The 20768-nt window shown below is 34.5% G+C and carries 20 protein-coding genes and 2 pseudogenes; 12 read left to right on the top strand and 10 right to left on the bottom strand.

Annotation, left to right across the window (positions count from 1 at the left end; genetic code table 11):
• Positions 1-65: 65 nt before the first annotated feature.
• Both ACZZ95_RS23300 and ACZZ95_RS23295 read right to left on the bottom strand, forming a co-directional pair.
• The gene (locus ACZZ95_RS23300; protein WP_463470897.1) at positions 66-398 is read right to left on the bottom strand and encodes a YegP family protein; all 333 of its coding nucleotides are present in this window, start codon (positions 396-398) and stop codon (positions 66-68) included.
• A gap of 157 nt (positions 399-555) precedes the next feature.
• Positions 556-1305, bottom strand: a complete 750-nt coding sequence (locus tag ACZZ95_RS23295; RefSeq protein ID WP_463470896.1) for a DUF1349 domain-containing protein — start codon at positions 1303-1305, stop codon at positions 556-558.
• 135 nt (positions 1306-1440) lie between these two features.
• Between ACZZ95_RS23295 and ACZZ95_RS23290 the strand changes: the two genes are divergently transcribed.
• The 5 genes from ACZZ95_RS23290 to ACZZ95_RS23270 all read left to right on the top strand — a co-directional run bounded on the left by ACZZ95_RS23290 (position 1441) and on the right by ACZZ95_RS23270 (position 3989).
• Positions 1441-2184, top strand: coding sequence for a response regulator transcription factor (locus ACZZ95_RS23290; RefSeq protein WP_463470895.1), 744 nt, complete (start codon positions 1441-1443; stop codon positions 2182-2184).
• An 86-nt stretch (positions 2185-2270) separates the two neighbouring features.
• Positions 2271-2723: an XdhC family protein gene (locus ACZZ95_RS23285; protein WP_463470894.1), complete on the top strand. Its 453-nt coding sequence runs from the start codon at positions 2271-2273 to the stop codon at positions 2721-2723.
• Complete coding sequence (locus ACZZ95_RS23280) at positions 2701-2838, top strand: hypothetical protein (protein WP_463470893.1); 138 nt, start codon at positions 2701-2703, stop codon at positions 2836-2838. Before ACZZ95_RS23285 ends, ACZZ95_RS23280 begins: the two co-directional genes overlap by 23 nt.
• Positions 2839-2923: 85 nt before the next feature.
• Positions 2924-3397: an XdhC family protein gene (locus ACZZ95_RS23275; RefSeq protein ID WP_463470892.1), complete on the top strand. Its 474-nt coding sequence runs from the start codon at positions 2924-2926 to the stop codon at positions 3395-3397.
• Positions 3387-3989 carry a nucleotidyltransferase family protein gene (locus ACZZ95_RS23270; protein ID WP_463470891.1) on the top strand — a complete coding sequence of 201 codons (603 nt, stop codon included), beginning with the start codon at positions 3387-3389 and terminating at the stop codon, positions 3987-3989. The genes ACZZ95_RS23275 and ACZZ95_RS23270 overlap by 11 nt, the downstream gene beginning before the upstream one ends.
• Before the next feature lie 948 nt (positions 3990-4937).
• Here ACZZ95_RS23270 and ACZZ95_RS23265 read toward each other — a convergent pair.
• Both ACZZ95_RS23265 and ACZZ95_RS23260 read right to left on the bottom strand, forming a co-directional pair.
• Positions 4938-5565, bottom strand: a pseudogene (locus tag ACZZ95_RS23265) (cysteine desulfurase family protein).
• Complete coding sequence (locus tag ACZZ95_RS23260; RefSeq protein WP_463470890.1) at positions 5531-6091, bottom strand: cysteine desulfurase family protein; 561 nt, start codon at positions 6089-6091, stop codon at positions 5531-5533. The pseudogene ACZZ95_RS23265 and the gene ACZZ95_RS23260 overlap by 35 nt, the downstream one beginning before the upstream one ends.
• A gap of 326 nt (positions 6092-6417) precedes the next feature.
• Between ACZZ95_RS23260 and ACZZ95_RS23255 the strand changes: the two genes are divergently transcribed.
• From ACZZ95_RS23255 to ACZZ95_RS23245, 3 genes are read left to right on the top strand one after another with little or no spacing between them, the layout of a single operon-like run.
• On the top strand, positions 6418-7056 hold the full coding sequence (locus ACZZ95_RS23255) for a (2Fe-2S)-binding protein (RefSeq protein ID WP_463470889.1): 639 nt from the start codon (positions 6418-6420) through the stop codon (positions 7054-7056).
• The gene (locus tag ACZZ95_RS23250; protein ID WP_463470888.1) at positions 7053-7568 is read left to right on the top strand and encodes an FAD binding domain-containing protein; all 516 of its coding nucleotides are present in this window, start codon (positions 7053-7055) and stop codon (positions 7566-7568) included. The genes ACZZ95_RS23255 and ACZZ95_RS23250 overlap by 4 nt, the downstream gene beginning before the upstream one ends.
• Positions 7490-10249 (top strand): molybdopterin cofactor-binding domain-containing protein, encoded by a 2760-nt coding sequence (locus ACZZ95_RS23245; RefSeq protein WP_463471757.1) that lies wholly within the window; start codon positions 7490-7492, stop codon positions 10247-10249. Before ACZZ95_RS23250 ends, ACZZ95_RS23245 begins: the two co-directional genes overlap by 79 nt.
• Before the next feature lie 237 nt (positions 10250-10486).
• Here ACZZ95_RS23245 and ACZZ95_RS23240 read toward each other — a convergent pair whose 3' ends face one another.
• The 5 genes and pseudogenes from ACZZ95_RS23240 to ACZZ95_RS23220 form a co-directional block, all read right to left on the bottom strand.
• Positions 10487-10846 carry a DUF2911 domain-containing protein gene (locus tag ACZZ95_RS23240; RefSeq protein ID WP_463471756.1) on the bottom strand — a complete coding sequence of 120 codons (360 nt, stop codon included), beginning with the start codon at positions 10844-10846 and terminating at the stop codon, positions 10487-10489.
• 390 nt (positions 10847-11236) lie between these two features.
• Positions 11237-12421, bottom strand: coding sequence for a mannonate dehydratase (gene uxuA, locus ACZZ95_RS23235; RefSeq protein WP_463470887.1), 1185 nt, complete (start codon positions 12419-12421; stop codon positions 11237-11239).
• Positions 12422-12551: 130 nt separating this feature from the next.
• Positions 12552-13365, bottom strand: a pseudogene (locus ACZZ95_RS23230) (SDR family oxidoreductase).
• A 196-nt stretch (positions 13366-13561) separates the two neighbouring features.
• Positions 13562-14224 carry a bifunctional 4-hydroxy-2-oxoglutarate aldolase/2-dehydro-3-deoxy-phosphogluconate aldolase gene (locus tag ACZZ95_RS23225; RefSeq protein WP_463470886.1) on the bottom strand — a complete coding sequence of 221 codons (663 nt, stop codon included), beginning with the start codon at positions 14222-14224 and terminating at the stop codon, positions 13562-13564.
• A 3-nt stretch (positions 14225-14227) separates the two neighbouring features.
• On the bottom strand, positions 14228-14677 hold the full coding sequence (locus tag ACZZ95_RS23220) for a NanQ anomerase/TabA/YiaL family protein (protein ID WP_463470885.1): 450 nt from the start codon (positions 14675-14677) through the stop codon (positions 14228-14230).
• 165 nt (positions 14678-14842) lie between these two features.
• On the opposite strand from ACZZ95_RS23220, the gene ACZZ95_RS23215 reads away from it, so the two are divergent.
• Positions 14843-15913 (top strand): substrate-binding domain-containing protein, encoded by a 1071-nt coding sequence (locus tag ACZZ95_RS23215; protein ID WP_463471755.1) that lies wholly within the window; start codon positions 14843-14845, stop codon positions 15911-15913.
• 424 nt (positions 15914-16337) lie between these two features.
• Here ACZZ95_RS23215 and ACZZ95_RS23210 read toward each other — a convergent pair whose 3' ends face one another.
• On the bottom strand, positions 16338-17507 hold the full coding sequence (locus ACZZ95_RS23210) for a DUF4861 family protein (protein ID WP_463470884.1): 1170 nt from the start codon (positions 17505-17507) through the stop codon (positions 16338-16340).
• Positions 17508-17721: 214 nt separating this feature from the next.
• Between ACZZ95_RS23210 and ACZZ95_RS23205 the strand changes: the two genes are divergently transcribed.
• The 3 genes from ACZZ95_RS23205 to ACZZ95_RS23195 all read left to right on the top strand — a co-directional run bounded on the left by ACZZ95_RS23205 (position 17722) and on the right by ACZZ95_RS23195 (position 20408).
• Positions 17722-18357, top strand: a complete 636-nt coding sequence (locus ACZZ95_RS23205) for an HAD family hydrolase (RefSeq protein ID WP_463470883.1) — start codon at positions 17722-17724, stop codon at positions 18355-18357.
• Between the two features lie 126 nt (positions 18358-18483).
• Positions 18484-18765: a hypothetical protein gene (locus ACZZ95_RS23200; protein ID WP_463470882.1), complete on the top strand. Its 282-nt coding sequence runs from the start codon at positions 18484-18486 to the stop codon at positions 18763-18765.
• Positions 18766-18794: 29 nt separating this feature from the next.
• Positions 18795-20408: a metallophosphoesterase gene (locus ACZZ95_RS23195; protein ID WP_463470881.1), complete on the top strand. Its 1614-nt coding sequence runs from the start codon at positions 18795-18797 to the stop codon at positions 20406-20408.
• The last annotated feature ends 360 nt before the right edge of the window (positions 20409-20768 follow it).

Raw genomic sequence — 20768 nt, 5'->3', positions numbered from 1 at the left:
CTTTATCACTTTGCATAAAAAAAACGAGACTATTTAAGTCTCGTTTTTTACTTTTTATTTTGAATTTATGTTGTCTGATCGTCTGTTGTGGCATCCGGAGCATTTGATTTTACAGATGCAATTCCGTTGTCTCTTGCAGAAGTGCTTTCATACATTTCACTTGAACCAATGATTTGGCCGTTTCCAGCTTTTAAAGTAAAATAAGGTTTTCCGCTTTTAGATTCCTCTTTGCTGTAACGACTGTCATCCTGCGAGTTTGTTTTTACAGAATCAATTCCGTTTTTACATCCATCTTTTGAAGCATAACCTTCACTTGTTAAAATTGTCTGGCCATTACCAGCTTTTAAATTGAATTGAAATTCCCCGTTGGTTCTTTTAGTAATTACAAATTTTCCCATGTAGTTTTTTATTAAAGTTAGGTAATAATTTATTTTTGATAATTATAAAAATACAAAACTTAGTAATACAAATCATACATCAATTTGAAAAAATCATTACCTAAACAATAAAAAAAATAGCATAAGTATTTATAAAAGAGTCTTTTCTGAAAACTAATTATATCCCTAAACGAAAATCAGAAACACTTTTTTCTTCCAGACTAATTTCTTCAAAAATACTTTGAGTTCCTTTATCTACGGGACATTGCGTACTGATTCCCGTCCAGATTTCTTGTGGATAATTGTTTTTATATAAACGCACCATCTGCCAGTTTTTCTTATCAAGAGAATAATAACTCGCAACAGTTTTAGTATCAGATGAAATTTTCATATAAACAGAAGGCTCTTTTACAACATCATGATTGTTATCATCAGAAGTTCCCATCGTGCGTACCGTTACCATTCTGTGATTACCTCTTTCGTCTTGTTCAAAACAAAACTTCTGGTATAAATTATCATTCGCATAAATATATAATACACCAGCATTATACAATCCTTTGGCTGTAAATTCAGGAGTAACTTTCGCTGTAAGCGTAAAAGGTTTTGTATTGTCTATTTTAGATAAAAGCATTGGCGCAGTAGTATTAGATAATTTTCCGTCTGGGTCTGAGAAATAATCTGATTTTTCGCCTGCTTTAAAGACAATTTTTTCACCTGCCTCAGTTTTTATAAGTGTGTCGGCACCATTAACCGCTTTTGTAAAGTGAATTCCCGATAATTTAATATCGCAAGGCGAACCATTTACAAATGCTGAATCTGTTTTAGTATTTAGTGCACTCGTCGTTTTTGCTGTTTCATTTTTAGAATTACAGCTGATCAATAAAGATAGGCTTAGGATAACAATTGATTTGTCAAAAAATGTTTTCATAAATTATTTTTTTGGGATAGAAAGTGATATTTTTAGTTTTCCAAAAATAGAATTGCTTTTAAAAATGGGCAATACGTAAAATTAACCAATTACATTTTCTAAATGCCACAGAATCTCTCCATCGAAAATCAATTAATGACTACGTTTTTAGAACAAAAATTTGAAATAGGAGAATCGAATGATATAGAAATGTACAAGCAGTTTGTAAGTAATTATGTAAAGATTGAACAATGTGTGGCTGTTTTGTCTGATTTTCGATCGGACTGCAGTTATATTTATGCAGGAAGTTTTGGTTCTGTTTTTGGACTTCCAAACGAAAATTCGGAAATTGATTCTGCTTTTGAAGATTGCATTTTTACCAAAATCAATCCAGATGATTTGGTCGAACGTCATGCATTAGAACTTCATTTTTATCAATTCTTAAAAGAAATTTCTCAAGAAGAATATAGTAATTACAGTACTTTCAGTCGTCTTAGAATGAGAGATTCAATCGAAAAAAGTACTTATATTAATCATCGTACCATTTATCTCAAAACCTTTAACAACGGGAGTATTTCTCTGGCGTTATGCCTGTATCTGCCATCTACAGATTTACAGCCTCGAACTGGTATCGATGGCAAAATTATCAATATCCAAACAGGTGAAGTAATTGAATCCGATAAATATAAAAAGCATGCAGAAAATATACTTTCAAAAAGAGAACTGGAAGTACTAAATAGCGTAGCAAAAGGAAACAAAAGCGAACAAATTGCCGGCGAAATGAATATTTCAGTTTATACCGTTAGACGCCACAGACAGAATATTATAGAAAAACTAAAAGTTACCAATACAGCAGAAGCAGTTCAAACTGCTTTTGTCATTGGAATTATATCCATTTAAATACGTGATCTCTTTTTATTAATTTGTATTTTTATAATAGATTACACAAAATACATCAACGCCAATTTTGTTGATGCAAATTATTTATGAAAGAAATCAGCCAAATACTTAAAGCATATTCAAAGGCAAAATTATCAGGAAAGAAAACAGCTTTGGCCACAGTCGTTAAAGTTGAAGGATCATCTTATCGGCGACCCGGCGCACGCATGCTTGTAACTGAAGATGGTGAACTTACAGGCGCTATCAGCGGAGGCTGTCTGGAAGGAGATGCACTTCGAAAAGCACTTCTTTCTATTCATCAAAAGCAAAATAAACTGATTACTTACAATACCAGTAATGAAGATGATGCTGAAGTCGGTTTACAGCTTGGATGCAACGGAATTGTACATATTCTGTTTGAATTTATTGAAGATGCCGTTGAGAATAATCCAATTCAGCTTTTACAGCAATTAGAATTAGAAAGAAAAGAAGCCGTAATAGTTACCGTTTTTTTCCCTAAAAAGAAATGCTTTTCAGATGGGAACAACATTGTTTTTTAGAAAAGACAGTCCGATTTTAAATCATAATAATGAAGTTTTGAGTTTAATTTCAGATGTAAAAGAAGTTTTGGAAACCAAAATATCTGTCGTAAAAAAACTGCGAGCAGGAAAATGATAATGAAGCTTTAATCGAATATATAAAACCGCCAATTTCGCTCGTTATTGCAGGTGCAGGAAATGATGTACAGCCTTTAGTACAAATGGCATCCATTTTAGGGTGGAAAATTACTGTTGGTGAAGGCCGAATTGCCCATGCATCAACAAAGCGCTTTCCTAAAGCAGATCAGGTGTTTACTGCAAAATCCGAACAATTTTTAGAAAATATTACAGTAGATAATCAAACCTATTTTGTTTTGATGACGCACAATTACAAATACGATTTGGGAGTTCTAAAATTACTATTAGAAACAAATTGTCAATATATTGGAATTTTAGGTCCAAAATCAAAACTAAATCGAATGCTGGATGATCTGGAAAAGGAAGGGATTTACGTAAATGAAGAACAGCTGAAAAGAATTTACAGCCCAGTAGGATTAGATGTTGGTGCCGAAACAGCAGAAGAAATAGCACTTTCAATTGTGTCTGAAATTAAAGCATTTTCTACCGAAAGATTTGGTACTTCTTTAAAATATAAAGCGGGAAAAATTCACGACGAAATCGAGTATGAAAAATAAATTTCAAGATAAAACAGGAATTGTCATTTTAGTCGCAGGAAATTCATCACGACTTGGCAGACCAAAACAGTTGTTAGAATATAAAGAATCAACACTTTTAAAAAATACGATTTCAGAAGCTCTAAATGTTCCAAATTCATTTGTAATAGTCGTAACAGGCGCAAACAATCAAAAGATCGAAAAAGAGCTTGATTCTCTCGCAATTACATTATGTTACAATGAAGATTGGGAAATTGGAATGTCATCTTCAATCGTAAAAGGATTAAGAGAAATATTGCATTTAAACCCAGATTCTGAAAAATGTATTTTTGCAGTTTGTGACCAGCCTTTTGTTACGAGTTCAATATTTGAAAATCTTATAACCGAATATCATAAAACCCAAAAAGGAATTGTCGCTTCAGCTTATTCTGAAACCTTAGGAACTCCGGTTTTATTTCATAAAAAATATTTCAATGAATTGTTGGATTTGAAAGGGCAGGAAGGAGCGAAAAAAATCATTAAAAAATATTTAGAAGATACAGTTTCAGTTCCTTTTGCAAAAGGCAATATTGATATTGATACGGAAGAAGATTATACTAAGTTGATTTCTTGATTTTAAGGTTTTAAGGTTTTAAGGTTTAAAGGGACAAAGGGACAGAGGGACAAAGGTGTGCAGAGGTTCAAATATTTTTATATTTCGCTCCGCTGGAGCTATTTAACTTTGGCTATTTTTGTTTCTATAAATATAACGCCCTCCTAGGGCTTGGTTAAACTCTTTTTTGAATTATTAAATAAAGCTTTTCCAAGCTTTGGTTGTAAATTCCTTTAGGAGTGATATATTTATAGTTTCTATAAATATCACCCTTCTAGTGCTTGGCTAAAACTTTTTTTAAATTTATTAAATAAAGCTTTTTCAAGCTTTGGTTGTAAACTCCTTTAGGAATGATATATATTTATAGTTTCTATAAATATATCACTCTTCTAGGCTTGGCTAAAACTCTTTTTAAATCATTAAATAAAGCTTTTTCAAACTTTGGTCGTAAACTCCTTTAGAGTGTAATATTTATAGTTTCTATAATATAATACCCTTCTAGGGCTTGGCTAAAACTCTTTTTTAAATTATTAAATAAAGCTTTTTCAAGCTTTGGTTGTAAACTCCTTTAGGAGTGTAATATTTATAGTTTCTATAATATAATACCCTTCTAGGGCTTGGCTAAAACTCTTTTTTAAATTATTAAATAAAGCTTTTTCAAGCTTTGGTTGTAAATTCCTTTAGGAGTGATATATTTATAGTTTTTATAATATAATACCCTTCTAGGGCTTAGCTAAAACTCTTTTTAAATTTATTAAATAAAGCTTTTTCAAGCTTTGGTAGCAAACTCCTTTAGGAGTGTAATATTTATAGAATAGGTTAAGATTTTTATTTCTAAGCCCCATCGGGGCGATATCTTACTACGGATTAAAGTTTTATACCATAATTGCAAAAAATAAAAAAATTGCTCCCGAAGCATCGGGACGGTGTCTTTGCGAGATTATTTCGTAAAAACAAAACAAATAAAACTTAGTGCCCTAGCGCCTTTGCCGCAAATTCACCAGCCAAAGCCAAAACCCGCTCAACAGCAATCTCAATTTCCTCCAAAGTTGTAAAACGCCCCAGACTAAAACGAATCGAACTCAAAGCCTCTTCATCAGATAATCCCATCGCTTTTAAAACATGAGATGGTTCAGAAGTTACCGCCGAGCACGAAGCCCCATTTGAAACCGAAATATTCCCCAAACCCATAATTAAATGCTCTGAATTTACATTTGGAAAACAGATATTTGTAGTATTATAAATTCGGTTTTCTGTATTTCCGTTTAAAAAAGAACCCTCAAATTGAAGTAAACCAACTTCTAATGTATTGCGTAATAGTTCGACTCTATTTTTATCTTCTTCTAATTGATTTAAAGCAATTTCAGATGCTTTACCTAAACCAATAATTCCAGTCACGTTCAATGTACCAGTCGCGTAATTTACGCTGCTGTCCGTCGCCTGTAATTTGTGGAAGAAGTTTTAATTTGGCTTTCGCCGAAATATACAAAGCCCCAATTCCTTTTGGACCGTAAAATTTATGTGCAGAAAGGGCTAAAAGGTCAATTCCCAAAGTTTTAACGTCAATTGGAATTTTTCCAGCGAACTTGCGTAGCATCACATAAAAAAAGTACATTTTGGGCTTTAAGTATTTTAGAAATCTCACTGATATTTTGTAAGACGCCAGTTTCATTATTAGAAAACATTCCGATGAAAACCAGTGTTTTATCTGTTATTGCTTCATTTAAAAGATTAAGGTCTAAAAGTCCGTCTTTAGCGACTGGTAAATACGTTATTTCAAAACCAATGCGCTCCATAAACTGGCAGGTTTCGAGTACAGCTTTGTGTTCAGTAGCAACAGTTACAATATGTTTTCGATCCTGATCAGCCAGACCTTTAATTGCTAAATTAATTGCTTCTGTCGCACCCGATGTAAAGGTTATTTCTTCTGCATCAGCATTAATTAAATTAGCGGTTTGCCAGGATGCATTTTCCACAGCTTCATTTACGGTTAATCCGGCAATGTGCTGACTTGTAGAATTGGCATAAAGATCAGAAAAATAAGGAAGCATAGCTTCAAGAACCCGCTCATCAATACGAGTTGTTGCATTATTATCCAGATAAATATTTTGATTTTGAAACATAATTTTGACTTGATTTAGTAAAAATACAAATAAAAAAATAAGAACTCAATCCGATTTACTTAACCGCAAAGCACGCAAGTTTTTTATATTTTGAAATTTATATAAAGGCAAAGTTCACAAAGCTGTACTTGACAAAGCTTTGCGAATTTTGTGTTTTTAATCACGACTAAAGATTAAAAACTTTAGCGCCTTTTCGGTAAAAACTCAACGAAATCATAATAATTCTAAATAACGATGATGTTTGAATTTTATAACTTTTTGTGAATTAAGATGGTTAAATTTGTTAGAATCCCCAAGTGATTTTGCTAATTTAAAAGATAGACTGAATGGCTTCTAAGAAAACAAATCCGAATAAAGTAACTCCGGAAGACTCAAATTCCCGCCGTGACTTTATAAAAAAATCAGGACTTTTTACCGCTCTCGCCTTGACACCGCCGTCACTGGTAATGGCATCCGAGAATAAATGGGACGAAAAAATAGCGGAATATTTAGAGACAGTACCGCTTTCTATTGAAGTAAATGGTAAAAAGCACAATCTTAACATCGAACCCAGAACAACTTTGCTGGATCTGTTAAGAGAGCAATTGCAACTTACTGGAACTAAAAAAGGCTGTGACCACGGTCAGTGCGGTGCTTGTACAGTTCATGTAAATGGAACTAGAATTTTATCTTGCTTGTCTTTGGCATCCATGCGGCAAAATGCGCAGGTTACCACAATTGAAGGACTTTCAAATGGAAAAAAACTTCACCCAATGCAGGAAGCTTTTATCAAACATGATGGTTTCCAGTGCGGCTATTGTACTCCAGGACAAATCATGTCTGGGATTGCCTGCATAAAAGAAGGGCATGCTAACAGCAGAGAAGAAATAAGTGAATATATGAGCGGTAATATTTGCAGATGCGGTGCGTATCACAATATTGTTGATGCTATAACTGAAGTTAAGGAAGGAGGAAAGGAATTATGAAAAACTTTCAGATAATTAGAGCTTTATCAGCATCTTCTGCTGTTTCAAATATAAAAAAAGAAAGTGATGCCATGTTTATTGCCGGCGGCACAAACTTGGTCGATTTAATGAAAAAGAATGTGGTCGCTCCAGATAAACTGGTCGATATTACGGCTTTGGATTTAAAACAAATTGAATTTTTAAAAGGAAAAGTTTCAATAGGTGCATTGGCAAAAAATAGTCAGGTTGCCGAAGATGCTTCCATCAAAGAAAAACATCCTTTGCTGGCTTTGGCTTTAGCGACCGGAGCGTCGCAACAAATACGACATATGGCAACGGTTGGAGGTAATATCGTTGCAGCCGAACACGTTGTTCTTATTTCTACAACACCGATATGCCCTGCAATAAACGCGTTCCGAAAAGTGGGCGCGGAGCTATTGGAGGAGCAAATAGAATGCACGCTGTTTTTGGAGCTTCAGAAAGTCGCATTGCAGTTCACCCAAGTGATATGTGTGTGGCGCTTGTCGCATTAGATGCCACTGTTTTGGTGGAAGGACCAAAAGGAAAACGACAAATTAAATTCACAGATTTTCATACTCTTCCAGGGAATACACCAGAAAAAGACAATACCCTAGAAAATAAAGAATTAATTACTTCAGTTGAAATTCCGGATAATAATTTTACTAAAAATGTCCATTATCTAAAAGTCCGAGATAGAAGCAGTTATGCATTTGCATTGGTTTCTGTTGCTGTGGCTTTAGATTTGAAAAATAATAAGATCAATGATGTCAGACTCGCTATGGGCGGTGTGGCACATAAACCATGGCGATTAACTGAGGCTGAAGAATTTCTGAAAGGAAAAACAATTTCAGAAGAATTATTCAAACAAGCGACACATTTATCGATGAGAGACGCAAGAGGATACGGTGACAATGATTTTAAATTGACACTTGGAGCCAATGCCATAACAGAAGCACTTACAATAGCGAGCATCAAAATAATTAGAATTATGAGCAAGACAAGTAATATTAATAGAGTTGACGGATTTGCTAAAGTAACAGGTTCTGCAACATATTCTGCCGAATACAAAACGCCTGGAGTTGTATATGCCTGTTTGGTTGGAAGTACAATTGCCAAAGGAAGAATCAAAACCATTGATACTAAAAAAGCAGAATGGGCGCCGGGAGTTTTGGCTGTCATTACGCATTTAAATGTAGATAAACCTTCTGGGTATCAAAAAGCAAAAGACAAAAATAATTTTGGTCAGTCGCGCAGATTTTTAAAGATGATTCGGTATTGTATTACGATCAGCCAATTGCGTTGGTTATTGCCGATACTTTCGAGAGAATGCAGTACGCAGACAAGTTTAATTAAAGCCGATTATTTAAAAGAAGAACATTCGACTGAACTTAAAAAAGCGGCAGATAAAGAGAAAAAAGTCGAGACCGATAAAGGAAATGATTACCATCGCGGGGAACATGACGGTTATAAAAATGCAGAAGTAGTTTTAGAAGCCGAATATACTATTCCAACTGAAGTTCATAACCCAATGGAACTAGCAAATATTATAGCAAAATGGGACGGAAATAAACCGACTTTATATACCAAAAGTCAAGGTGTTGAAGGAACGCGTAAAAGTGTTGCCGGAGTTTTTGGAGTGCCAATTGAAGATGTTGAGGTTCACTCCGAATATCTTGGTGGTGCATTTGGAATGGGATTGCACACTTGGCCGTATGAAATTGCCGCTTTAATTGGTGCAAAGAAATTGAATAAACCTGTAAAATTAGTTTTGCATCGCGAGCAGATGTTTACAAACGTTGGCTTTAGACCTTACACGATTCAGAAAATGGGTCTGGGCGCTACAAAAGCTGGAAAATTAACGGGTTTAACGCATGAAGCCGTTGCAATGACTTCTAGCTATGAGGATTTCATGGAAGGAACTGTAAACATGTCACGATTTATTTATGATTGTGCCAATGTTTCAACACGTTACAGAATTGTTCCTCTAGATACTTGTACACCAATTTGGATGCGTGGCCCGGGAGAAGCGACAGGTTCTTTTGCCTTAGAATCGGCTATGGATGAATTGGCGCATAAATTAAATATGGATCCGATTGAGTTTCGAAAATTAAATTATGCCGAAAAAGATCTGGAACAAAATAAACCGTGGAGCAGTAAATATCTTTTAGAATGTTACGAAGGCGGCATGGAACGCATTGGCTGGAAAAACCGTAAAAATAAACCAGGATCAGTTAAAGAAGGCGAGTGGCTTGTGGGCTACGGAATGGGAACAGGAACTTTTGGTTCTTATAGAAATCCAACTTCTGTAAAAGCTAAATTTTTGCCCGATGGGAATTTAGTACTGCAATGCAGTGTAAATGACATGGGGCCTGGAACAGCAACTATGATGACAGCAATTGGTGCCGAAATAACCGGAATTCCATCAGAAAATGTTATTATCGAAATGGGAAAAAGTGGCTTACCAAAAGGGCCAACACAGGGAGGATCGGCAACGACTTCATCTGTAGGTTCTGCGGTTCATGATTCTTGTAATTTGCTAATAAGTAAACTATTAGGTTTAGCTGTAGAAAATCCTGCATTTAAAGGAACTGCGATTACAGATTTATCTTTTTCGAATGGGTTGATATCTTCTAAAAAAGACAAATCCAAAACCCTAACTTTGACTTCTTTATTGAGCACAAATAAATTAGACGGATTAGAAGTAGAAAATTTATCAAAAGGAACTGAAGAGGCTAAGAAATATTCGATTTATTCGTTTTCAGTTCATTTTGTAAAAGTATTAGTGAATCCGAATTTGGGAAAAATAAGACTGGCGCATGTGGTCTCCTGTGCAGATATTGGAACGGTTATCAACCAAAAAACATCTGCTGGACAAATGTACGGCGGTGCTGTAGGCGGAATGGGAATGGGACTAATGGAAGCTTTAGAAATCGATCATCGTTTCGGCCGTCCGATAAACAACAATTTTGCTGATTATCATGTTCCCGTAAATGCGGATATTGAAAAACAAGAAGTTTTCTTCGTTAATAAAAAAGATCCAATCAGCAACCCAATGGGAACAAAGGGATTAGGAGAAACAGCTTTGGTTGGAATGGCACCTGCAATTGCAAATGCGGTTTTCAATGCAACCGGAAAACGTGTACGAGATTTACCAATTACGCTGGATAAAATTATAGAAACCGTTAAGGCTTAGGCTTAAAAACAATTACAAAAATCCCTTTGAAAATAAGATTTTAAAGGGATTTTTTTGTTATAAAGATATCTTGCAAAGTTATAAAGATATCTTGCAAAAGAGACGAGAGATAAAGTTTTTTTGCGTGATAAAGCTTTGAGATCTTGCGTAAATCTCCTCTTTGCTGTTAAATAAAAAAAATCGCAAAGCTTAAAAAACTTTGCGACTTTGTGCCTTCGTGGCATATATCATTAAAACTTATTTAATCGTAATTGGCAATTCAACTGTCGTTTTATCCCATCCAATAACAAGATTTGTTACAGAACCTTGAGTTGTAAAAGCAATTGATAAAGCTTCTATAGGAGTAGAAACTGCTTTAACAGGAACAGAAACTCTTACAACATCTTTACTTTCATCGTAAGCATATCCACCCCATAAATCCAATTCCTTATTGATAATGATCGTCCATTTATCTTTTTCAGGAATAGCAAATAAACTATAGTATCCAGCAGGAATATTTTTACCGCCAATTGTTACTGCTTTGTAGAATTTGATTTCTGTATTTTCGTTAGCACCAACTCTCCACACTTCTCCAAACTTTACGATGTCACCAAAAATCGTACGTCCCTTTGCAGAAGGTCTTGCGTAAGTAACTTTTACAACTGGATTTGGATTATCTGTTTTTTTGAATTTAACAGCTTTGTTTGGGAAATAAGAAATATCAACCGGACTTGCATCAAGCGGAGCAAATTTTACTACGTCCTGTGCTTGAACGGTAAAAGCGACCGAACAAAGTAACTGCCAATAAACTAAATTTTTTCATAGGATTACAATTTTTAGAATTACTACAAAGTAAGTTAATAATGAAGAAAAATCATATAATTACAGTTTGTTTTTTGTTAATGAATTGATAATGGTCTGCTCAATCTGCCACCTGAATGATAGCGAGCAGGCGAAGCAAATCTGTAAAAAAAACTTTCCGCCTTAGCGTCTTCGTGGCAAAACAACTTATAAAGATCGCTTAATCCCTAATTCAAGCCCGCGCAGTTCTGCTAAACCTCTTAAACGGCCAATGGCAGAATACCCTGGATTTGTTTTTTTCTTTAAATCGTCTAACATTTGGTGTCCGTGATCTGGGCGCATTGGCAGTTTGGTATTGTTTCTTTTCTCCACTTCCAAAATCGCTTTTACGACTTCATACATATCAACATCGCCTTCCAAATGATTGGCTTCGTAGAAACTTCCTTCTTCATCCCTCTGCGTACTTCTTAAATGAATAAAATTCATTTTATCCCCGTGACGTCTTACAATGCCGGGCAAATCGTTATCAGCACGAACGCCGTAAGAACCTGTACACATTGTAAATCCGTTTGATTTTGAAGGCGCCGCATTCATTAATTCGATTAAATCTTCTTCGGTGCTTACAACTCTTGGTAAACCTAAAATAGGGTAGGGTGGATCGTCAGGATGAATAGCCATCAAAACACCTTTACTTTCGGCAACTGGAATAATTTCCTTTAAAAAGAAGAAAAGATTATCTTTTAAAGTTTGTCTGTCAATATGATTGTAAGCACTTAATGTAACTAAGAAATCTTCAACTGTGTATGCTTCTTCTGCACCCGGAAGTCCTGCCAGAATATTTCGTCGCAATTTTATTTTATCTTCATCATTCAAAGCTTCAAAATAGCTTTTTGCTTTTTGAGTCTGTTCAGCAGAATATTCTTTGTCAGCGCCAGGTCTTTTTAAAATAAACAATTCAAACGCCGCAAATGCATTGATGTCAAAACGAAGTGCTTTTGAACCGTCTTCAACCGTGTACGACAAATCGGTTCTTGACCAGTCTAAAACCGGCATAAAATTGTAACACACACATTTGATACCGCATAAAGCCAGATTACGAATGCTTTCTTTATAATTTTCAATGTATTGAAGATAATTTCCAGTTTGCTTTTTAATGTCTTCATGAACTGGAATACTTTCTACAACCGACCAAGTTAAACCTGAAGCACCTTTTTTAGGATCGCCGTCTTCGTGTTCAATTTCTACTTTTCGTTTAATAATTTCGTCAATGCTCCAAACTTCTCCATTTGGAATATGATGTAATGCTGTTACAATTCCAGTTGCGCCGGTTTGCTTAATATCTTGTAAAGAAACGGGGTCATTTGGTCCGAACCATCTTAATGTTTGTTCCATTTTATTTGTTTTTGTTTTGATTTCCTGCAAGGTTTTCAAAACCTTGTAGGTTTAAATTACACATCTAGATAACTAAAAATAATACCTACAAGGTTTTGAAAACCTTGCAGGAGAGATCGTAACTAAAAAATTAAATGCTAGTTGCGGCAAATCCGCCGTCAACTTTTAAGATTGTTCCCGTAACGAATTTCGACATGTCGCCGCATAAAAATAAAAGAGCGCCGTCGATATCTTCTGGTGTTCCAAATCTTCCCATTGGCGTGTGGTCGATAATTTTTTCACCTCTTGGAGTCAGTTTTCCTTCTGGAGTTAATAATAAAGCTCTGTTTTGTTCTCCAATAAAGAAACCTGGGGAAATAGCATTTACACGAATTCCTTCGCCATATTTTTGTGCTAATTCAACTGCCATCCATTGTGTAAAGTTGTCAATAGCCGCTTTTGAAGCAGAATAACCTACAACTCTCGTTAAAGGTCTTTGCGCCGATGCAGATGAAATATTAATGATGTTTCCTGATTTTTGTTTTGCAAAAAGTGCTTGCAAAAACCTGTGTAGGAAGCATGGTTCCAATGATATTCAAATCGACAACTTTTTGCAAATCATCTGTTTTCATATCATAAACTGCTTGATCCGGCTGAATTGTCGCCCCCGGCATATTTCCGCCTGTCGCATTAATTAAGATATCCAGTCGGCCATATTTTTCAGCGATGAAATCTTTTGCTTTTTCTAATTCTTCTTTGTTTAAAACATTGGCTTGAATAGCAAATGCCTGTCCGCCGTTAGCTTCTATGTTTTTTACTGTTTTCTCTGCTTTCTCAAGTGATTGTGAAACGATTCCGACAATAACGCCTTGTTTTGCCAAAACGTTTGCAAAGTTGCTCCCTAATACTCCTGCACCACCTGTAATAAGTGCAATCTTTCCTTTTAAATTGAATATTGAATCCATTTATTAATTTATTTTAAAATTCAATACTTTAAATTCCAAATTCCAATTTGAAAAATAAGGTATTTATACTATTTGTTTTTTGAAATTCCAATATTTGAAATTCCAAATTCCAATATTTGAAATTCCAATTTAGAAATAAAAATCCATATGTGTTTGATTCTTCGCTTTTGGAATTTGGAATTTAAAATTTGGACTTTCACTTTCTGATGTTATCAATTAATTCTAAAACTCTTACGGTTTCTTTTTCGATTGTGTCGTAAGCTTCATAATCCATTACTTTTTTACTGATTAATTTGCTTCCCATTCCAACTGCAGAAACCCCAGCATTAAACCAAGTTTCAATACTTTGACGAGTAGTGTCTACACCTCCGGTTGGCATAAAAATTAGGTTTGGAAAAATATCTTTGATACCGCTCATAAAATCAGGTCCTAAAATATTTCCAGGGAAAAGCTTAATAAATTTTACTCCGGCGTTTTCAGCAGTAATAATTTCTGTTGGAGTCATACATCCTGGAGCGTACAAAACTTCTTTACCAATTAGGAATGAAGCAACTTCAGGAACGAAACCCGGACTTATAAAAAAATCAGCTCCAGCTAAAAAATAAGTTTCTGCCTGAGCTAAGTTTTTGATGGTGCCAATTCCTAATAACATTCCCGGCATTTCAGCATTTCTAATTTCAATTAATTTCTTAAAGTTGGAAAGCGCTTCTGGACCTCTGCTGGTATATTCGACAGCTCGTATGCCGCTATTATAAAGTGTTTTTAAAACAGCAATACTTTTCGATTCATCTGCATTAAAATATAAAGGAAGCATTCCTTGTTTTAGAATCACTTCTATCGAATTTTGAATAGTACTCATGACTTATATTTTTACTTTAATTACAATCTTTTTCAATTCTCCTTCACCAATCATTGCTGTGTGTACATCCTCTGGAAATAATATGGCAAATTGTTTTTCCTGCATTTGAAAAAACGTATCTGGTGCATCATGAAAAAAGCGAACATCTCGTTCGTCGCTGTAATCGCCATTTGGATTTACACATTTTTCCCTTGGTTTCCAGGCAAAAGTTTCTGGTCCTTTGATTGAAATCTGAATGTCAATATTTTTATCATGGCATTCAAATCCTTTAACGGCTTCTTCTTTTGTATTTCCCTGTCCGACAATTACAATTAGTTTTAAACCTTCACCAATTTCAAATGTGCCTTCTTCAAGGTTTGCAATATCAGTTTGATTTACATATTCGAATGCTTTTTTAAAGTTCGGATGCAGGCCGTAGTATTTTGTCGCATTATGGAGTGAATCTAGTATCATCTCGTTAGATAGTATTTTGGTTTTTAATAGTGTTTTTTAGTTGATTAACAGAAAAAAAGAATTGTTTTTTTACTGTTATGTGTATATTTGCGTGTGCGTACACGGTACTTTACAAATGTATGTAAAATGAAGTGTAAAACAACTTATTTTTGATAAAATAAATTAATTTTACAGCACTGCTTTTATTTTTTTAACTTAAAAACAATCAATATCATAACAATTAAAAAAATTGCCGAATTAGCGAATGTTTCGCCGGGAACAGTTGATAGAATTATACACAAGCGCGGGCAGGTGGCGCAGGAAACTGTGGATAAGGTCAATGCAATAATTGAAGAGTTTGGTTATAAACGAAATATACTGGCAAGTAATCTGGCTTTAAATAAGAAATTTCATTTTGCTGTTTTTCTTCCAAAATCAGAAACTTTAGAATATTGGAAAAGTCAGGTTGATGGAATCGAAAAAGCGACTGTTGAGTTTAGTAAATTCGGAATAGTCTTAGATTATTTTTTCTACGATTATAATCTTACATCTTTTAAAGAATCTTCGCAAAAAGTATTAGAATTTGATTGCGACGGACTTTTATTTGCACCCATTTTTTATGAAGATTCTATTCGTTTTTTGAATGAATATCAAAAGAAAAATATTCCAGTTGTCATGATCGACTCCAATATTGCCGAAGGGAATGATCACGCGTATGTGGGACAGGATGCTTTTCAAAGCGGTTATTTGGCTGGAAGGTTAATTAGTTTTGCAGTAAAAAATGAAAGACAGGTTTTGATTTTTAAAATTACAAGAGAAATTGAAAGTACATCGGTTTATTTACAGCGTATCGACGGATTTTATTCTTATTTTAAAGATCATAACGAACTGACTAATTTTAAATTTTCTGAAGTTACTTTAAAAGATTCTAGAATCGATCAGTTGAGTTTGGAAATGTTTTCTGGCGTAAGCGACATTTTTGTTCCAAATTCAAGAGCTTATATAGTTGCTGAATTTTTAGAAAAAAATAATATAAAAGGCGTTCGAATCATTGGTTTTGATTTGCTGAAAGAAAATATTGAATATTTAAACAAAGGCATAATCGATTTTTTAATTAACCAAAGACCCGAAGACCAAGGTTATATGGGGATTAATTATTTATATAAAAAGCTGGTTTTACAAGAAGATGTTGAAAGCACCAATTATATTCCGCTTGAAATTATTTTAAAGGAGAACTATTTTCCTGTGAGGAGATAAAATTTTTTACGCAGTTTTTTTGATTATAAATTACGATCTCAATATTTTTACATAGCCCGCGGTTTCAACCGTGGGAGACGAAAGAGCAATGATGCATTGTGTTCTCACGTTTGAAACCACGGGAGACGAATCTGCGATGATGCATTGGGTTCCCACGGTTGAAACCGCGGGAGACGAAAGAGCAATGATGCATTGTGTTCTAGCGGTTGAAACCACGGGAAACAAATCTACGATGATGCATTGCGTTCCCGCGGTTGAAACCACGGGAGACGAACAAGCGATGATGCATTGCGTTCCCATGGTTGAAACCGCGAGAGACGAATCTGCGATGATGCATTGCGTTCCCACGGTTGAAACCGCGAGAGACGAATCTGCGATGATGCATTGCGTTCCCACGGTTGAAACCGCGGGCTATATTTTATAATCAATTCTTAATTTTTACAATCAACGGATTATTAATTTTCTCAGCAAAAGAGGTTAAATAATTTTCCCATTCTTGTTTGGTTTGGAACGGACTTCCTTTTTTCCATCCAAAACCAACATAATAAACAGCCTTATTGTTTTTAACAGAGATGTTTCCATAAAGATTACTTAAATCTTTTTCATCGGTTACATAATTGTCAAAACTAATTAATGAACCTTTTGGAGCCACTAGGCCTAAACCAATTTCAGAATCATCAATTGGTTCCCAATAACTTAGCCATCCTTTTTTAAGATTTGTACCAATCGTGCCTTTTTTGTCGTGAAGTGTCAATCCCGCGACAATAGTTTTAGTTCCTGTTATATTGATTTCGAAACGTGAAAGCTGACTTCCATAATCCAGACTAATTAATTTCGATTCGGTTATTTTATTGCCTTGAGCATCCCAGTCGGCGTAGGTTAAAATACAACTGGTTCTAATTGGTCCATTTGTTATGGTTTTCCAACTGATAAAATTTTTAGAAAAATAATATTTTCCATCAACATTTACAGCAATTCCGCCCACTCCGCGACTGTCGCCTACGTGAAAATTATCCAAACCTTCTCCCGTATCTTTATGATACGTTCCAGTTCCGTTTGTAGCTTTTTCGTACCATTTATTAATAATTGGATAATCGACTCTTTTTAGCCATGCGTCAATACCACTGGTTAAAGTGCCGCCTGGAATATTGTCTTCTACCATTTTTTGTGCGACAGGGCCGTATGTTCTAAAAGCTACCTTATTATTTTCCCACGTATAATCATCCGTTCTTTCAGGAACAAATCTCGAATAGCAATTGATTGTTTTTGATGCCGAAGTATTTGTTCCACCTATAACTTGAAAATCCTGTTTGGAAGAAGCTTTTATTTTTGGCTGAAACAAAAGAACATCCATAATTCCGTCACCATCATTGTCTACTGTTTGTGTTTCTAAATAGGAGTTTGAACTTAAATCTTTTACAGCATAATCTTCCAGTTTTGCATTAGAATTTAAGCCGAGCGTTTTTTTAGTTAATTCAATAGTTTCAAATTCTCTGTCAATCGACAAATTATTAGAAATCGTAATGATTTTATTTTGCGAAATAGCGACTAAATTACCTGCAAGAATGGCGAGGAATAAAATATGTTTTTTCAAAATGTAGTGTTTTAATATTTTATATGTGGGTTTGATAGTATTCCATAAAAGTACAAATCGAAAATTAAATGAAAATACAAATAAGGTGTAATTCTGTACGGAAGCTTGTAAATCAGAAAGAAAACTTTAGAAAAAGAATAGATTATTTTTTCGTAAATTTCAATACTTGGCTTTTGTGCAAGTAAGAATTGTAATTAAATGAAAATCAACAAAAATGGTTAAATGTATTATTTTCGATTGTGATGGAGTTTTAGTCGATACAGAAAAAATAGGCAACGGAATATTGCTTGAAATGGCATCGGAGCACGGATTCAAAATGGAAATTGAAGATGCTTATCGCAGTTTTAACGGCCGTAATTTAAAAGATTGTTTTAGACATATTGAAGAAGCAATTGATCAAAAACTTCCTGAAAATTTTGAAACAGAATACCGTCAAAAAAGTTTTGAAGCTTTCAAAACGCAGGTTAAACCTATGGAAGGCGTGGTTGAATTTATAGAAAAATTAAAAATCCCATATTGCGTAGCTTCCAGCGGCCCCGAAGATAAAATTAGATTGAATCTCGAGGTTGCGGGATTGTTAGATAAATTTGAAAATAAAATATTTAGTTCCTATCAAATCAAGAGCTGGAAACCAGATCCAGGAATATTTCTGCATGCCGCAAAAGAAATGGGTTTTGATGTAAAAGATTGTGTCGTTTTAGAAGACAGTAAAGCTGGAGTAATAGCAGGCGTTAGCGGTGGCTTTAAAGTGTATGGTTTTGCAAATGGTTTCAATAACGAAGATTTAGAAGAAGAAGGCGCGGTACTTTTTCATACCTATGAGGAATTATACGCTTTACTTAATTTTTAGCGTACACAAATATTATCTTTCGATAACAATAGGATAAACACAAGTTGTATTAGAATCGATAAAATTGCATTTCTATTTTTAGAATATAAAATTATAAATCGCCCATTTCTATACCTTAAACTATTTATGCGAACGAGAGTTATTTTATTATTGAATATATGTACCGTTTTTCTTTTTTCTATTTCTTCGATTAGCGCGCAGAAAAAACAAAATTTAAACGGAACACAAGTTGCTTTTTTATCCGATGTTCATTTGCAGGATTTGTTTGGAGAATTCTCAGATTCAGATTATCGAGGCGTTCTAAACCCTAAGACAGGACAATATACATTAGTGCGAACAATGTCGTCGCGACTTCATTCTACCCGAATTTTTAACGAAAATTATTTTGCTTTTTTAGCAGAGCATTAGAAGATATCGCAAAGCGAAAAATCAAATACGTGGCACTTCCGGGTGATTATACAGATGATGGTCAGCCCATTCACGTTCGCGGATTAGCCAGAATTTTAGAACAATACAGTAAAAAGTACGGAATAGAATTTTTTATTACGACAGGAAATCACGATCCAGTCGGCCCTTTTGCACAGGAATCGGGTAAAGAAGATTTTTTAGGAAAAGAAGGTAAAAGTCAGCCCATTTATAGCAAAGAAGGCATGTATAGGCCAAATTTAAACATAGAACAGCCTGTTGTTGTAACGGCCGATATTGCTAAAATGGGTTATTTGGGAATAACGGACAATCTTAAAGATTATGGTTTTTATCCGAATAAGAAATATAAATTCTGGGCAACTCCTTTTTCAAAATATACCAATGAAAATTACAGTTTTGATAAAGCTTCAGAAAGCGCTTTATTAACTAATCGTATTTATGAAGTGGCACCAGGTTATCAAGTTCCAGATGTAAGCTATGTCGTAGAACCAATTGACGGACTTTGGTTAATGGCTATTGACGGGAATGTTTACATCCCAAAGAAAAATGATGGAGATCCAAAAGATTCCAAAAGTTATTCTGAAGCAAGTACGGGCTATAATAATGTGCTTTCAAACAAAAAACATTTAATTAAATGGGTCGAAGAGATTTCGGCTCAAGCCAAAAAACAAGGAAAAACTTTAGTTGCCTTCAGCCATTTTCCTATGATTGATTTTAATGATGACGCTTCCGCAGAAATAAAAGAACTATTAGGCCCTAATAAATGGCAGTTAAACAGAGTTCCAGTTGAGGAAGTGGCGCAGGTTTTTGCAGATGCTGGATTGCAGATTCATTTTGGCGGACACATGCATATTAACGATACAGGAGTGCGTACGACAGAAAAAGGAAACACTTTAGTAAACATTCAAACGCCGTCGCTTGCCGCTTACATTCCTGCCTATAAATTACTTACGCTAAAAAAAGATAATGTAGTCGATATTCAAACTATTACAATCGACGAAGTTCCAAGATACGATGAACTTTTCGATTTGTATAAAATGGAATATCAATTTTTAGAAAGTCAGAACTCCAAAGATATTTGGAATATCGACATTTTGAAAACGAAAAATTACCACGATTTTACCGATTTTCATTTGAAAGAATTAGTCCGTCTTAGATTTTTAAAAGACGATTGGCCTTCTGCTTTCAAGGATTTTATTCTAAACGTTTCTGCTCAGGATTTATTGGTTTTAGCAAACATACAATCTAGCCAAGATTTTGATTTTATCTTAAAACACAAAAGTCAATTTGAAAAAGAATGGAAAATAGCAGAAGAAAAAGCGACAGCGATTTTAAAGAAAAGCAATCTCAAAAAAGAAGATCTTAATTGGACAGGAAATGATCTTTTAATTGACTTTTATCGTTTTAGAAGTGCTGATGAACTGGCTCTTGCCGATGTTTCAGAAAAGAGAGTGAAGACTTATCAAGTTTTATCAAAATTGATTTTAGATTTAAAAGAGGAGACTTCTAAACCTTTGCAAAAACAAATGAAATTGTTCTTTATTATCTTCAATAAATTCATGCACGAAGTTCCTGCAGATCATTTTACTGTTGATTTGAAGACTGGAAAGGTCAACCGAAAATAAGGCTGATCAATTGGGCGTGCCACCACCCTATAAGAGGGCAAAAATATTTTGCGCTTATACGCCCTCTTATCGTGATGCTGTCGGGCTATTCGCACCACGGCGGCGGTTTGTCGCTATCCCTCACGCAAGCAAGAATCACAAGAAAATTTCGAAATTTATTTTTCAAAAAAATAAAGAAGTAAAAATTGAATGATAATCAATGAATTATATAAAAATGAATTTTATCGGACTTAAAAAACTATAAGAAACAAATGATAAAATATAATATCTAACTGCTGTATAATCAGTATATTTGAGTTGGATTTTTAAGTTTTACGTTAAGATTTTTCTTAAAATAAAAATAAAATCGAAACAAATATT

It is taken from the genome of Flavobacterium sp. AC267 (assembly GCF_979258715.1).
This window is presented reverse-complemented; position numbering and strand designations above follow the sequence as displayed.